Genomic DNA, 15701 nt, shown 5'->3' with positions numbered 1-15701 from the left:
TCAGGCTTAGATCCGGGGTCTTCCCATTCTGCCCCAGCCGCAATCCAACGAGCTCTATATTTGCTGGCACCGTGCTTGGTCGAATCTTGATAACCATGCTCAACGCCACAGCACGGACAAAAATCGTAAAGCGGCGTTAGTCCATCTTCACCCCATGGGGGAACTTCTGAGCGAAAGCCGCAAACTCGACAATTTAGTCGATCGTCACTGAGCATAAAAATATTCCAGATTCGTCGAAAATCCGTGCTGAGAAGGCTCAGGCTTAAACATAGTCCGAGCCGCTCCATCAGCAGATCTAATTCCGATGACATTAATCTCGGCATTGTAAATCACTACATCCCCGTTCGACCGGGTCTTCGCAAGACTTCCAGGAGGGGGATCATTTAGAAATTTCTTCGCACCTTCCACGTATTTTTTGGAATTCTAAAATTCGGGAAACTCACATTTATGTTTCTCCCAATGGTTATACGCATTTTCTACCGGATTCTTGGACTTAGTTGCAGACCAGAAGTCGCCTTTTTGGCTTCCCACCTTCGCAACGTCAAGCGCCTTGTCGCCCTCCGCAAACACATGTATCGCCTGGCCGCCTTTCTTGATCATCCCGCCGGCCAGCGGCACAAGACCGATCGCCGCGAAATATCGATTTGCCTCATCGCCGGTGGCCGTACTTCCCGTCACCAGCTCGTATAGCGCACTGACATTCGACACGCCTGGAGCCAGATCCAACACTGCTTGCGCAAGCTCGTCTGCCTTCTCTTTAGTCAGATCAGGATAGTGGGTCAACGTAAGAACTTCGTCATACGACGCCGTCATCCGATCGGCTTCAGCCCACCCTGCCTGCAAGCAGCCATTGTCGTTGCCGCACTCTGCCTCCAGGCGCCCCACGAGCTCGGCTTTCATCCGGGCAACCTTGTCGCGGTTCCGGTACTGGCTGTTGTTCTCCACCTCGATGCGTGCCGCAAGCTCTGCGGGCACCGCCGCATTGGGATCAATCGACGCCGCTATGCCCGCGACGATGCTGGAAATCAAATTGGTGCGCGCCTGAGCCTCTTCGGGAGTCAGATCTTTGCCTTGGACTCCGTCCATGCTCTCCAGCAGGTTGTTCAGCACAACGCCTGAAAGCGCGCCAGCCCCGCCCGCACCGCACGATGCGCCTTGTGCGGCACCGCCGGCGCAGCCCAATACCGCATGCAGCGGGGCGTGCCCGACTGAACCCTCCCCGCCTAGCGCGCCGCTCAACTCCTTGATTTGGGCTGAGCCAAGGGCTTGCAGATAATTGACGGCCGCAGCCTGAACAAATTGGCTTGTGCCGCCTGTCACGTTTCCGCTGGCCGCGCCCAGAACGATCATCCCCCACAGACTATGGGTTCCCCGCGCGCCCCACTTGCTTTCCAGATCTGCATATTCCTGGGCTGCTTTAGCGCGCTCCGAATACGAAAGGGATGGGTTTTCCGAGCGCTCCTTGGCTGCTTTTATTTCCTTCGCCCGGTTCGTCAAAAACTGCCCCGCCTGACGCTGGGCTTCCGACGCGATTTCAAACCCCGCCTCGATCTTCTCCATGTCGAAGATCAGCTTGAGCGCATTCAACGAGTCTGACGTATCCCGATTCAACGACGCAATCGTCTCCGCCGCCGTCTTGCCATCCAGCGCGACCTGTCCCGCCTCATCACGAATGACGATCGTGCCGCCGCTGATGCCAGTTTGCGTTGTAGAACTGCTGTCGCCGCTGGCTGCGACCACAATCGGGGTGCCCATTCCAAAGCCGCTACTGCTCGTGGGAATAGACGTTCCGGCCTCTTTACTCGCGCCGCCGGCGACCTCGCCGCCCTTGGTTGTGCCCAGGCCTGACTGGCTGGCTTTGCCGCCGCCGAACACGAACCCGGCTCCGATCGACACCTGGCTGCCGCTGTAGCGCGCCGTGTTCTTGAGATCTTCGGTGACCAGCGTCCCCGTGGTCAGTTTGTTCAGGCCGTCGGCGACCGCCTTGTCGCTGCTGGCGATGACGCTGCCGATGAGTGTGGTGTTGTCTTTGACGTCGATCAGGAAGCCGCCGTCGCCCGCCCACAAGCCCGTCTGCTCCGTCACCGTCTTGAAGTTGCTGTTGATCTTGCCCGTGCTGGCGTTGGCCGAGACGCTGCTCGAGCCTGCGCAGTATGGTGAGATGCACAGCACAGCGTCAGGCCGAAGCCCGCGCTCTTGTTCTTCGAGTCGTACTTGCTGCTGTCCTGCAAGCTCTCGGCCAAGAGATTGCCGCCCACCGACGCGATGATCTGGTCGGCCTTGGCTGCCGTCCCCTTGAGTGTGATGTCGCCACCGGACTGGATCGCCAGGACATTGCCCGCGGTGACGTTGGTGTTGGTCCAGCTTGCGGCCGATCACGCCAAAATCAGATCCATGATTGAATTTTTATCCAATTGCTTTTGGGTAACACCAGTCAAGGCCTTAGTAACATAAATACCTTTTGCTCGAACAGTATCCGACGCAATTTTCATTGTCTACGCGCGCAGAGCCAGATGTGACACGGCCTCCGCATCCACCGCCCCAGGCGATCCACTGTCATCCCACAACCGGCCAGACGCTGGTTTTGGCGATTTATGCCGTTCATGCCAGGACTATTTATCTACGTTTTCACCAAGTGCAAACCACATGCAAAAATAAAATCCGGTAATGGCAATTCAATAGAGCTTTCAACACCTGACGACAGCGCATCCTGCAACCTAACTACCCCTCTCTCGAAATCAAGAACAACGTCAAAACAATTAAATTCAAACTCCCTGAGCAAAATGTCATCCGAGCCGGCCCTTTCGTCAAGCGCCCCATTCAAAACAGAGCGCACACTAGCGTTCAATTCCTGAGCAATGAATCGCTCCATTAGAGACCCACCGTTAGCCATTATTATCTTCCTAATCAGAATGGAAACGCCGTCTGAATCACCCCACCACGAACATTAACCTTAATTGTGGAGGTTGGGACACCTGTGGAATTAGTCCCTATGACCTTTCCTGCATTGTACTCGATAACATAACCTCCGGGACCATTGGGAGAGACTTTCCCATATCTCAGCGCGCTGTCTACATAGCTAGAAACATCCTTGAGAGATGTCCCCTGAGAAAACTTACTAACATTCGAGAAGCGTGATTCTGGTCCATGGCGGTAGAACACGTGTTCAATACCAGTCATCAAGCCGCCTTTGTTGTACGTGCTCGCACTCCAAGATGCTTCTATTTGCCTTGGTCCTGGCAAAGCTTTGATTGCATCATCTGGGATTCCCGCGGTTCCAGCCCCTTTTGCTCCCTTAATCATGCCAGCAACGGCGCTGCCCACCAGCATAGCCCTTTCGGCCACCTCCGGACTCACGCCATATCGCTTTTGAAGATCAACGGCAATTTCAGTGTGAATAACTATGCTAGCTGCTTCGGCGTTTTGCATGAAATAAACACCCAAATCACCCTTGAGAGCATCTGGAAGATCCATGCCGAGCAACTTGTCTAACTGCTTTCGGTACTCGGTAGACTGCTCAACAAACTCGCCAAAACGTTCCCTGCAGGCGGTCGGATCGGCGGCACATACAGCTATCATGACTTCCCGAGTCTCCATGCTGAGCTCGCGAAACTTTTGCTGTACCTGATCACAATTGCCGATCGCTTCGCAGGCAGAAGCTTCTGCTTCAAAGAGCTTCAGTTCGGACAGAGTGAGCGCGTTATTCGTTAACTCAGTCACCGCAGCAATAGTGCTCGTGGAGGGGTCCACAGACATTGCTTCGGACATACCGGCCACAACACTGGCAATCAAGTTTCCCCGTGCTTCTCGTTCCTCCGACGACAGCTCATCTCCCGTAGCCATGCTTATCAGTTTGGCCAGCACTGAACTTGCCGCAGCTCCCATGGCACCAGCGGCACAATTCCCGCTGCTTGCCGAGGCTCCCGCGCACGCCACAACTCCTTGCAGAAGGGCGCGCGCCGCATCCGAATCAGCCCCAGAGCCCATGGAATCGGCGACCTTCTTCACCTGCGACACGCCCAAACTCTGGAGATAATTCACAGCTGCCGCTTGCACGAAGCCAGCACCGCTACCTGTCACATTACCGCTTGCCGCCGCCGAGACCGCGCCCACAATGCGGCGATAGGTACCAGACGGCCCCCACTCTCCATTAAGCTTCTCCGCCGCCACAGCAGCTTGATCCCGTTCAGCCTGCGACAGCGTCTGGTCCTTGGCCTTCGCCTTTAGCGCGTCAATTTCCTTCGCCCGATTCGTCAAAAACTGCCCCATCTGCCGCTGGGATTCCGACGCAATCTCAAACCCCGCTTCGATCTTCTCCTTGTCAAAGATCGGCTTAAGCGCGTTCAACGTGTCCGACGTATCCCGGCTCAACGCCGCAATCGTCTCGGCGGCCGTCTTGCCAGTCAGCGCCAACTGCCCCGCCTCGTCGCGAATAACGATCGTTCCGCCGCTGATGCCGCTTTGCGTTGTAGAACTGCTGTTGCCACTCGCGGCGACCACGATCGGTGTGCCCATTCCAAAGCCGCTACTGCTCGTGGGAATAGACGTTCCCGCATCTTTACTCGCGCCGCCGGCGACCTCGCCGCCCTTGGTTGTGCCCAGGCCTGACTGGCTGGTTTTGCCGCCGCCAAACCCGAACCCGCCTCCGATCGACACTTGGCTGCCGCTGTAGTGCGCCGTGTTCTTGAGATCTTCGGTGACCAGCGTCCCCGTGGTCAGTTTGTTCAGTCCGTCGGCGACCGCCTTGTCGCTGCTGGCGATGACGCTGCCAATGAGTGTGGTGTTGTCTTTGACGTCGATCAGGAAGCCGCCGTCGTTCGCCCACAAGCCCGTCTGCTCCGTCACGGTCTTGAAGTTGCTGTTCATCTTGCCCGTGCCGGCGTTCGCCGAGACGCTGCTCGGGCCCGCGCAGTACGGAGGGATGCACAGCGTCAGGCCGAAGCCCGCGCTTTTGTCCTTGGAGTCGTATTTGCTGCTGTCCTGCAAACTCTCCAGCAAGAGGTTGCCGCCGACCGACGCGATGATCTGATCGGCCTTCGCTGCCGCCCCCTTGAGGGTGGTGTCGCCGCCGGACTGGATCGCCAGGACGTTGCCTGCGGTGACGTTGGTGTTGGTCCAGCTTTCGTCCTTGCCGTTGGCGTTGCCTCGACCCACGGACGCACCCAGTTCGAGCGTCCATCCGTTTTGCTCGCCGCCGGTGGAGTAGCCGATGCCGATGCTGGCGCTGCTGCTCTTGCTCGTGGTCTTTTGCTCGGAGGCGTTGCGCGCGGCTTCCAGCACGATGTCGCCTTCGGCTTTGAGCACCGCGTTGTTGCCGGCCGACAGCGTCGAACCCGTGACGGTGATATCCGAGTCCTTGCCCGCACCTTGCGCGACGATGGTCAGGTCCTTGCCGGCGGCAACGGTCGACCCGAACGCACTTGATGCATGGCGGTCAGTTGTGCTGCTGCTCTTGCTGGTGCCCAGGCTGAGCTTGATGCTGATGCCACCGACCTTGTCGATTTCGTTGGAGGAGCCAGGCTTGGCTGCTTCGGCCGCGGCGGCTGCCTTGGATGACGCTTGCACCGCGTCATAGGCATTGACTGCCGCCAAGCCTGCGGTCGCACCTGCCAGGCCCCGCATGACGGCGTTATCTGTCTTGCCCGCCGCATCCGCCATGCGCACGCCCGTTTGCACGGCGCTGACGACAGGGTTGCTCGCCGTGAGCGTCAGCCCCGTCTGCTTGATCTCATGGAATTCGCGCTCCTGGGTAGTGTCCAGCGCGGCGCCGATGTTGACTTCCTTGCCGATCAGCGTGATGTCGCCTTGGCGTGCGATGACGTTGCTGCCGGTGATGCTCAGCGCGTTGCCCGCGTTAATGAGCACATCACCTTCGACACTGCCCACAGTGCTGGCGTTATGGAAGACTTTTTTGCTGTCCAGCGAGTCGGTCTGTTTGCTGGTGCCGAAGCTGAACCCACCCATGGCGCCGAAGCCCGACTTCTTGACCATCTTGTAGTCGTAGCCGTCGTGGGCGTTCTGGCCGGGCAGGATGTTGACGTCGCGTTCGGCCGACATGACCAGGTCCTTCTGCGCGCCGACATTTGAGCCCGACGCCGTCAGGTCGCGGCCCGCCATCAGTACCGCCGTGTCGCCGGTGAAGGTGGTGGCCAGAGATTGCTCCCAGTCGCGGGCTGTCTTGGTGTGCGTCGTCTTCGACGACATGAACCCTTTGGTCTTGTAATGGGTTTCGTCGTACGCCGAGCCGGTCTGCACGCCCGCCATCAAGTTGATATCCCGACCGGCGCCGACCGCAAGCTGTTCGCCTGCCGTGACATCCGCGGCGCGGGCATTGACGTCCTGCCCTGCAATCAGCGTAAGGTTTCCGTCTGCCGCGATGGATGAACCGACTTCCGAGCTGGTGCTCAGGTCGTGGCGGTTCTTCTTGTTGCGGACCAGCGATTCGCCGTGGCTTTCCTGCCGCGTGGCCAGGTTGATGTCGCGGCCAGCCTGCAGACGCGCGTCTTCCGTGGCCGTGACTTGCGCCGCCGTCAGGTTGATGTCGCGCCCGGCTTGCAGGCTGAGGTTGCCGGCGTCCACACGGGAGACGCCCGAGACGTAGGAACCCCAGGTAGCGCCATTGTTTTCGGACGCGGACGTGGAAGTCAGCGCGATGTCGCGGCCCGCCGACAGGGCCACGTTGTCGCCCTTGATGAGCGAGACCAGATTGGTCAGGTCTTCGCGCGCGGCGAGGTCGACGATGGCGCCCTGGATCAAGCCGCCAGCCTGGTTGACGATGTTGGCGGCAGTCATGACGGTGGCGTCGCGGGCGCCGATGGTGCCGCTGTTGGTGATGTCGCCGTCGGCGGCGAGTTTGACGTCGCGGCCGGCCATGAGGGTGCCGTCGCCCTGCAGGTCGCCTTCGCGCACCAGCAGGTAGACCTGCGGGACCAGCACGGTCTCGGTGGTGCCGTCGGGCAGCGTGACGGTCTGTTCGACGAGCCAGACGAGATCAGTGGTGAGTTGGCGTTGTTGCGCTTCGGTCAGCGTGGCGCCGAGTTTGATGCCGTTGTTCAGTGCGAACTGTGCGCCGTTGGTGAGCAGTTGCTTGTACTGGCTGTCGTTGTCGCCGAAGCCCTCCAGAAAGCGCTGGCCGGTGGTGGCCAGGATCTGGTCAGCGACGAGCTTTTGTTCGTAGAAGCCGTCGCCCAGGCGACGGGGCTCACCGGACGGGGTCAGAAATTTGGCGCGGGCGGGGATCAGGGCGTTCAGGCCGCCGGGAGTGTTGCCCAGGCCTGTATTGATGGCGCCGGATGCGCCGGCGTTGCCGACGGGCGCGCCGGGTTGTCGCAGAAGCCCGAACAGGTAGTCGCTGGAGACGGACTCGCGGTTGCCGATGAAGCGCGGATCGGTCGCGACGACGTAGGGTGCACCGGGCGTGCCGTTGACGGCGAACAGTTGGCTGTCGGGGATCGTTGCCGGGTTGGAGACAGTCCGCACGACGTTGCCGCCAGGCAGACCGAGGCTGGCGATCAGGACCGGGCCGGTTGCGGTGGCGCCGTTGGCGCCGGGCGCCGCGCCGCTGAGGGAGACCGACACGTTGCCGCCGGACGTGCCGACTGGCAGCTCGATGGATTCGGCGGTCAGGGTGCGGTTGTAGGGCTCGGAGTATTCTTTGCGGTCGCTGTCTCGAGGCTGGGTGACCGTGGCGGTGCCGATGCGTGTGATGATCCGCTGGCCGCCAGCGCCGATATTGTTGATGGCGGGGCCGCTAACCGACAGCGTGCCGCCCGCCGCGATCTGGCTCTTATCGTTGGTGACGGTACCAATAAGCGTCATCGCGCCGCCGGACAGGATCTTGCCGGGATCGGAGGAGACGGTACGGGTTTCGGTGATGGTCTCTTCGACTTCGTAGTATGTGAAGGTGCCGACCAAACGGCTATTGAAGTCTGCGTTGAACTCCCGGATGCGAGCGTCCAGCAGGTCATGCCTGCCCTTGTCTCGCGCAATAGCGGCGTCACGCTCCGGCGGAGACACCATCTCGCAGAGGGCCCCCCGGCAGACTTCGACCATTGGAGGGATATTTCCTTCGGGTGGGGGCACGCCAAAAACGGACCATATCCGATCCCCTGCCACGTAACGTGTGGTCCCCACGCAGTCCTCGGAGGCAATTCCCGCCATGAGACATTCGCGCAGATTTGCGACACGCGCCGGAGCAATGGGCGCATCCACACCCGCTTTCCCCTTGTACGACGGCGCATAATCGAACGGAGGACCATATTGGGATGGGGGGTACTTTGTCGAAGGCAACAGGAATCTGCGTTCGGGGTCGTCATCTAGCCACGCCGGCGCATTACCGCATGTGGGCGTCACTTGATCGCAGAACCAGTTGGTCTCCATGTCGTACATGTCGGTCGTGCCAGCCGGCGTCACATACAACTTGGGGACCTTCTGAACCGGCACCACTTCGCTGGCGTAATTCGTATTGATGTTCTGCAGCGAAGCCGCAGAAATCACGGCATTGCCCGCCGCCTCGATCGTGGCCGATGCATTGACGAGCGAAGCCGCCTGCCCGACAGCCTTGCCATTCGCATCCAGCGCGCCGCCGATGCGCAGATCCGCGCCGGCATAAACCAGACCGTGCTCTTTGTTCACGAGCGACCCGACGCCGATATCCAGATCACCACGCGACGCAATCACCGCGCCGCCGCCCGGCCCCGAACCGTTGACCAGTTCTCCAGCGCGGATGGCTATGGCGTTGCCATAAATGCGGCCGAAATTGTCGACCCGGCCTGCGTTGATGGTGGTCGTGCCGCCGTCGATGAGGCCGGAGTTGGTCAGCCCGTTGGTGACGTCGATGGTGTTGTTGCGTCCGGAAAGCAGTTCGCCGCTGGCCTGGTTGTTGAGCGAGTTGGCCGTGATGGTCAGGTCGCGGCCGGCGCTGACCGTGGCGCTGTTGTCCATGTTGCCGCCCACCGACATCGTCAGGTCGCGGCCCGCGGCGATGTCGCCGGTCTGGTTGAGCGAACCGGTGTAGGTGAACGAAAGATCCTGCGCGGATTGCAGCAGGCCCAGGCCTTGCAGCGCCTGAATCGTGGCCGCCAGGCGTTCGCCCGCCAACACCTTGCCCTGAGCGTTCTTCAGCACCGCCGCCTTGACCGTCGCGTAGCGCCCAGCCGCGATTTCGCCGCCAGTGTTGTCGAGTTCGCCGGTGTCAAGGGTCAGGTCCTGGCTGGCGCTGAGGGAGCCGGCCTGGTTGTTGATGCCGCCGGCCACGATGGTGGCCGTTTTGGCGAGCACGCCCTTGGACGGTGATCCGCCTGCGGTCAGCGTGGCGCGGTTGTCCAGGCTGGCGGCGGTCAGGGTCAGGGTGTCGTCGGCCTGGATCAGGCCGCCTTGATTGTTGACGGCGCCGGTCGCGACGAGGGTCACGTTCGAACCCGCGAGCGTGCCGCCGGCATTGCCGATGCGCGCGGCGTCGATGCGGGTGTCGCCCGCGGCGGCGATCAGGCCGTTGATGTTGTCGAGTTCACCGCCCAGTTTCAGCGTGGCGTCGCCCGCGGAGGTCAGCTTGCCGTCTTGGTTGCGCAGGTTGACGGCGTCGATGTCGAGGCTGCCGCCGTGCAGCACCGCGTTGCGCGTGGTGATGTCTCCGGGCGAGGAAAGCGCGAGCGTGGCGATGTCTCCCGGCGATGTCAGCGCGAGCTTGCCGATGGACGACAGGTTGCCGTCGGACAGGTCCATGCCGCCTGCCGTCAGCGTCATGTTCTTGCCGGCCGCGCTGATGCCGGGGTGGGTGATAAAGGCTGCGGTGAGTTTGACGCTGCCGGGCAGGCTGAGCGTGCCATCATCGCCGACGCCGGCGATTAAGCGGCCGCTGTTAGTCAGCGCGCCAGGCGCCGTGGCGTTGACGTCGCCGCCCGCAAGCACGGAGCCGGTGTTGTTCAGACCGGTGTCTGACACCAGATTGGCGACGCCGACCGCGGAAATGACGCCTGCGTTCTGCAGCAGACCACCGGATTGCAGGTCGATGTTTGCGGCGGATTGGATGCGGCCATCGGCCGTTGTGGTCAACGCACCTTTGGCGTCGACGGTGACATTGCCGGCCTGGGAGGCGGCGATGCCGCCGAGCGTGGCATCGGTGCCAGCGCGCAGCGTCATCCCTTGGCCGGCGGCAGCGGAACCCATTGCTTTCAGAGCGCCGCCTGCGGAGGCGGTCAATGCCGCGCCGGCCTGTTGGGTCGACGCGGCGCCCATGACGAGGTCGCCGCGCAGCGCGTTGAGCGTCAGGTCGCCCTGCAATGCGGCGACGGTGCCGTCGATGGTCATGCCATCACCGGCGGTGAGCGTCTGTGCGACGCCGGCCAGCATGCTGCCGGCGGTAAGCAACGTGCCTTGCGCGGTGGACGTGAGCGTGCCGGCGGCCTGTGCCAAGCCTGCTACGCCGACCGCGACGTTGCGGCCGGTGAGTGCGAGATTTGCGTCGCTGGCGGCCGTGCCATCTACACGAGCATCGCGCGCGGCGGCCAGCATCATGTCGCCGACCGACGCCAATGCGCCAGCGGCGGCGAGGTCGCGTTGGGCTTGTGCGGTGAACGTGCCCGCGGCCTGCACCTGGCCGCCTTGCTTGACGGTCACGTCGCGGCCGGTGAGCAACAGGTTGCCCGTGCCCGCCTCGCCGAGTGCGGCGGCGGTGCCGCCAAGACGGGCATCACCGATGGCCGCGAGTGTCAGGCCGCCGCCCGCGACGATGGCGCCGTCGGACGCCAGGTCGCCGCCGGATGCCGCAGTCAGGTTCTGTGCGGCTTGCATGCGTCCGGTGGCGCCGACTCGCAATTGTCCGCCCGCACCGGCCGTCAGGTCACCCACAAGCGCCGCGACCGTGCCGTCAATGCCGACATTCCGCGCGGCTGAGAGGCTCGCGGGCGTGCCCGCTGTGACGAGGCCGGTCACGAAGAGATCGCGGCCCGCCTCGGCCCGCAGCACACCGCCTGGGCCCGCCGCCGATTGGGCGGTGCCGACGGCTGCCGCCGATTGCGCGGTACCTGCACCTGTCGCCGATTGCGCGCCTGCGCCCACCGCCGAGTGCGCGCTGCCGAAGCCTGTCGCCGATCGCGAGATGCCTGCACCTGCCGCCGGTTGCGCGGTACCGGCCGTGCCTGCGACGCGCAGGTCCTGGCCCGCGCGCAGATGCAGATTCGCGCTGCCCTGCGCCAGCCCGTCCTGGCCCACCGTCAGATCACCGCCCGCGTCGGCGCGAAGCGTGCCGTTGGCGACCGTCTTGCCGTTCAGTTGGGCGTCGGTTCCAGCGGAGAGCCGGATATCGGTTTCACCAGAGATGGTGCCGTTTGCGATCAGCTTGCCGCCAGCCTGACCAGTCAATTGCTGCGCGGACTGCAGGACGCTGTCCTTGCCGAGCGTCATATCGCCGCCGCTGACGGCTTTCAACGTGCCGGCGTCGGCCAGCACCGTGCCGTCCACGCGCAGAATACCTTGTGTGTTGAGCTGCGCGGAATGCCCTGCGATCAATGCGCCCGCGAGCGACGCCTCGCCAGCCGCGATTGTGGCCGAGCCGTCCGCTTGATTGCGCGATGCGGACGAGGCCGTCAGGGTCTTGCCCGCCTGCAGCCGCAGATTGCCGGTGGCAAGCGTTGCGCCGTCGAGCTGGACGTTGCGCGCGGCCAGCAGCGACAGGTCTTTCAGGGAGGTGACCTCGCCCGTGCTTTGCAGATCGCCGCTGGCGTTTAGGGCAACGTTACCGGCCGCCGCCACCTGGGCTTTCGAACCGATGGAGACGTGGCCTCCTGCCGAGATATTCATGTTGCCGGACGCGGCCGAGACCGTGCCGTCGACCGCCAATGTTTCGCCTGCCGTGAGCGTGGTGTCGCCGTTGGCGCGAAGCGTGCCGGCCTGCGCCAGAGCCCCGCCTGCCCTCACCACCACCGCGCCTTCGGCGTCCCACTGCGCGGGCGCGTCGATGCGCAGGTTGTGCGTGGCGTCGAGGGCGACGCGGCCGGTGGACGATCCCTTGCCCGTCATGCTTGCGTCGCGCCCCGCCATCAGCGTGATGTCGCCGCGCGCGCCAACCAGGCCGCCAAGACTGAGATCCGCGCCGGCTCGGATCTGGGCGGGTCCGCCCGATTGCAGTTGCGCGGTCACACCTGCGGTCAGATCGCCGGCAGCCTGCGCATGCAGTGCGCCGACTGCGGTGAGCTGTCCGGGCAGCACGACGTCACGTCCGGCCTTCAATGCAATGGCTCCTTTGGCCGTGACCAGACCGCTGGCGTCCGTGCCGGCCTGCGCCGCGCCGCTGGCGGCGTTAGAAGTGCCGCCTTCCGCACCCGCGCTGTTGCCAGCGCCGGCATTGGAACCGCCCGAATTCGAACCGCCTGAATTCGAACCGCCCGCATTCGAGCCACCGCCATTCGAACCGCCCGAACCAGCGCCGCCCGAATTGCCCACGTCTTCCGAACCAGACTCACCCGCAGGCGGCATATCCCCCCCAATCCGCAAATCACGCCCGGACTCGACCCGAACATCCTCCCCACCCATCAGCAGCGACCCGCCCAGCGCCAAATCCTGCCCCGCCGCGACACGCAGCGCACCTTGAGTCTGCAACGCCCCTTGCGCGGCCACCTTCACATCGCCCGCCGCATTCACATCAACCGAGCCGCCCGCGCCCACCACGCCGGTAATCCCAACATCACGCCCACCCACCAGCGCCACGTTGCCCGCGGCCTGCACCGTGCCGTCGACCGCCACATCGCGCCCCGACGCCAGCCGCAGATCGCGTCCCGCCTGCATGGCAGCGCTGGGTGCAATGCGGACGTCGCCGGATGCGCTGACCTCCAGGTCGCCGGTCAGCGCGATCAGGTCGCCGCCCACGTTCACGCCGACGCCGGCTTCGGTGCCGATCAACCGGATGCTGTTGGCGTACATGCCGCCCAGCGCCGCGGTGTCCAGCGCCACGACGGGCGCAGAGCCCTCGCCCGCGCGGGCCGACGCGTTACCCGTCGCATAATCCACGCGCGCCGCGCCCGCCGTGACGTTGAGCCGGTCGGCCCACACGCCGGCGTTGATCTCCAGCGTGCGGGCGATGAGGTCTACCTGGCTGGCGGCAGTGCCGTTCAGCCCCTCGCCTTCGACGCGCAGCTTGCCACCGGCAACGTCCAGCGCGATGGTGCCGTCAGGGCCGACGTGCGGGCGGCCCGTGGTCAGCGTGGCGCGGTCCGCATTCAGGAAGCCGCAGCCGTTGCAGGTGATGCCTGCCGGGTTGGCGACGATGACGTTGGCGCGGTTGCCGGCGACTTCCAGCGTGCCCATCAGTTGCGACGGGTTGGCCGCGGTGACTTGATTCAGGATGGTGGTGGCGCGCTGGTTGCCCAGCATGACGTTGCCGGCCACCTGGCCGGCCAATTGCGTCTGGCTGGCGCCGCCACTGTTGTTCAGCACCACGCCCGACGGCCCCACGTTGAATTGCGTGTAGCGGTTGTTGGAGACGCCGCCGGCGGACGGCGGCGCGATGTTCACGACGGGCACGCCGTTGCTGACGCCCACGATCGGTTTCTGCCCGGGCACGCGCTTGTCCACCGAAATCGGCAGCGTCTGCGCCAGCACCGGCATCCAGACTTGCGTGAAGACGATGGACCAGACGATCAACGAACGAAACTTGGACATCATGCGTACCTGACGGGGAACAGCGGATTCAGAACTCGAGCATCAAGGCCATCGCGATGACGGTCGATGCGGTGTCGAGAGATTCAGGTTTCTTGAGCGGCCAGCCCGCGGATAGGTCGTAGCTGGCGTTGACGGTCGGGATGGAGAGCTGTCCGCGCAGACCGGCGACGGCGCCGACCAGCGTTCGGCCCGACAGATAGGCGGCGGAGGGGCCGCCCACTCGGCCGACGTCGATGCCGGCATAGAGTTGCTGTCCGGATAGCCCGGTCAGCGCGTCAAGGTTGAACGACAGGTCGTTGCGCAGCGTCCAGCCGTCTTCGGCAGCGAGCGTCATCGGGCCGTCAAAGCCGCGCACGGCGTAACGGTTTCCGATCGTGAAATAGTCGGCGGGCACGACGGCTGTTTTGGCGTGCTGGATCTGCCAGTTGGCGTGATAGGCCAGGGAGTGCTCGGCGATCTGGAACGGCAGATACAGCCCCGCATTGCCGGTGAGGATGGTGCTGCGCCCATTCCAGTCAGGATCGCCGTAGACGTAGCCGGGTGCGTCGGAAAACTGCGGCAGCGTGCCACGCACGCCGCCGCCAATGTCGAGCACCGCGCGCCCGGCGTAGTGGCGATGCCCGTAGGCGATTGCGTACCCGGTGACGTCGCGGCGCTGAACGTCGATGGCCACATCGTTCAGGGTGCTGTCGGCGCGCTTGCGCAGCATGGTGAACGACAGGTTGCCCTTGTAGGCGGTGCCGCGATACGGCACAACCGACGCGCCCGCCTGGATCTGCCTGGTGGTGCCGCCATAGACGATGGGTTCTTCGAAGCCCGCAACCGTCTGGCGGTACGTGGATTTGCTGGCGCCCGCGAAGACGGTCCAGTAGCCAAACGGCAGGCTGTAGTTGACGGAGGCCGCGCGTGTGTTGGAGTCGGCGTCGCGCCAGTGCGCATTGCTGTTCCACGAGACCGACAGCTGGTCGTACAGGAACAGCGGGGAATCCAGCGTCAGGCCGGCATTGATCTGGTATTTGCCGACGGTGTCCATGCCGCCGTTGTCGCCGCCCAGATAGCCATGCCAGCGCTTGCCCGTGCCGGTCTTGATGAGGATGTCGGAGTCGCCCGCGTCGGGGCCTGGCGCGATGTCGATGGCGGCGTCGGTCTGGCTGCCAAGACGGCGGATGTTCTCGAGCGCCTGGTCCAGGTCTCGCTGGTTCAGTTCGCCGCCCGGGCCCGTGGGCAGCGCCGTGCGCCACCAGCCGATGGCGCCCAGGCTTTGCACGGCGGAGATGCGGCCCGGCAGATACCGCAGCGTCAACGAGCCGGCCGCCAGCGATTGTTCGGGCACGACGACCCGCGCGGTGATCAGGCCGTCATCGAGCAGCAAGCCGATCAGGTGTTCCTGCAGCGCGCGCAGCCCGCGGCCGCCGACGCACTCGCCAAGCACTGCCACCATGGCGCTGGTCAGGCGTGCCGGCGGTTCAGCGCCCTCCCAGATGACTTCCCGCACGGCAAAGCACGGGCTTTCCTCCGGTAGCGCCAACTCGCGCGCGGCGTCCACGAACGGCGCCGACAGGATGTCGGGCCGCTCCGCCGCGCGGGCGCGGTGCGCGTCGATCTCTTGTTCCTGCCGGCGCTGGATTTCCGTTGCCGTAGGAGGTGTCTGCGGTGCCGGCTGGCCCAGGACGGGACCGGCGCTTGCAGCCGCGAACACTGCCGCCCAGATCCCCTTTGCCAGCCAGCACTGCCGTGATCGTCTGCCGGGCCAAGTGTGGACAGCCGCCAGGCGGCGTTGGTGTACGCACCGCCGCGTCGGAACGGCCGCGTCCGAGCGTTGACCAGCATGGGTTTTGGGCATTTTTTGCTTAGGTGGGATAGGCGATGTGGGGAGTGCGCAGGCCTCAGAACCGTGTCTCTGTTGACATTTGTCAGAACAGCCTTCGCGAGGAACGCATTTGTAAATCGCCGCCCTATCACCCCGGAATCAGAGAAATCCGAAAGCTCAGACCGGGTTAACCCGAATGCACCCATATCGACAAATCGTCAATAATTCACCAACG

6 protein-coding genes are annotated in these 15701 nt (G+C 63.7%); 1 reads left to right on the top strand and 5 read right to left on the bottom strand.

All coding sequences use genetic code 11. From position 1 onward, the window contains the following. Positions 1-423 precede the first annotated feature (423 nt). Together AC6CIE_RS02375 and AC6CIE_RS02370 are read right to left on the bottom strand one after the other, a co-directional pair. Complete coding sequence (locus AC6CIE_RS02375; RefSeq protein ID WP_498090991.1) at positions 424-2172, bottom strand: pre-toxin TG domain-containing protein; 1749 nt, start codon at positions 2170-2172, stop codon at positions 424-426. Beyond that, positions 2082-2324, bottom strand: a complete 243-nt coding sequence (locus AC6CIE_RS02370) for a hemagglutinin repeat-containing protein (RefSeq protein WP_495603356.1) — start codon at positions 2322-2324, stop codon at positions 2082-2084. Before AC6CIE_RS02370 ends, AC6CIE_RS02375 begins: the two co-directional genes overlap by 91 nt. On the opposite strand from AC6CIE_RS02370, the gene AC6CIE_RS02365 reads away from it, so the two are divergent. Then, the gene (locus tag AC6CIE_RS02365) at positions 2215-2454 is read left to right on the top strand and encodes a hypothetical protein (RefSeq protein ID WP_498090989.1); all 240 of its coding nucleotides are present in this window, start codon (positions 2215-2217) and stop codon (positions 2452-2454) included. The two genes, AC6CIE_RS02370 and AC6CIE_RS02365, sit on opposite strands and share 110 nt — an antisense overlap. A 166-nt stretch (positions 2455-2620) precedes the next feature. On the opposite strand, the gene AC6CIE_RS02360 is transcribed toward AC6CIE_RS02365, so the two are convergent. The 3 genes from AC6CIE_RS02360 to AC6CIE_RS02350 are packed head-to-tail and all read right to left on the bottom strand — an operon-like array spanning position 2621 to position 15355. Then, positions 2621-2872 carry a hypothetical protein gene (locus tag AC6CIE_RS02360; RefSeq protein ID WP_452001092.1) on the bottom strand — a complete coding sequence of 84 codons (252 nt, stop codon included), beginning with the start codon at positions 2870-2872 and terminating at the stop codon, positions 2621-2623. A 35-nt stretch (positions 2873-2907) separates the two neighbouring features. After that, entirely contained in the window at positions 2908-13656 is a 10749-nt protein-coding gene (locus AC6CIE_RS02355) for a hemagglutinin repeat-containing protein (RefSeq protein ID WP_498090987.1), read from the bottom strand. Between the two features lie 28 nt (positions 13657-13684). Continuing rightward, positions 13685-15355 carry a ShlB/FhaC/HecB family hemolysin secretion/activation protein gene (locus tag AC6CIE_RS02350; protein ID WP_498090985.1) on the bottom strand — a complete coding sequence of 557 codons (1671 nt, stop codon included), beginning with the start codon at positions 15353-15355 and terminating at the stop codon, positions 13685-13687. Between the last annotated feature and the right edge of the window lie 346 nt (positions 15356-15701).

Source organism: Achromobacter sp. GQ309 (genome assembly GCF_059759315.1).
Note: the sequence above shows the minus strand (reverse complement) of the source record. Positions and strands in the feature narration are given on the sequence as shown.

Coding starts and splice junctions, on each gene's coding strand:
- AC6CIE_RS02355 (WP_498090987.1), bottom strand. CDS start 13,656: ATGTCCAAGTTTCGTTCGTTGATCGTCTGGTCCATCGTCTTCACGCAA.
- AC6CIE_RS02360 (WP_452001092.1), bottom strand. CDS start 2,872: ATGGAGCGATTCATTGCTCAGGAATTGAACGCTAGTGTGCGCTCTGTT.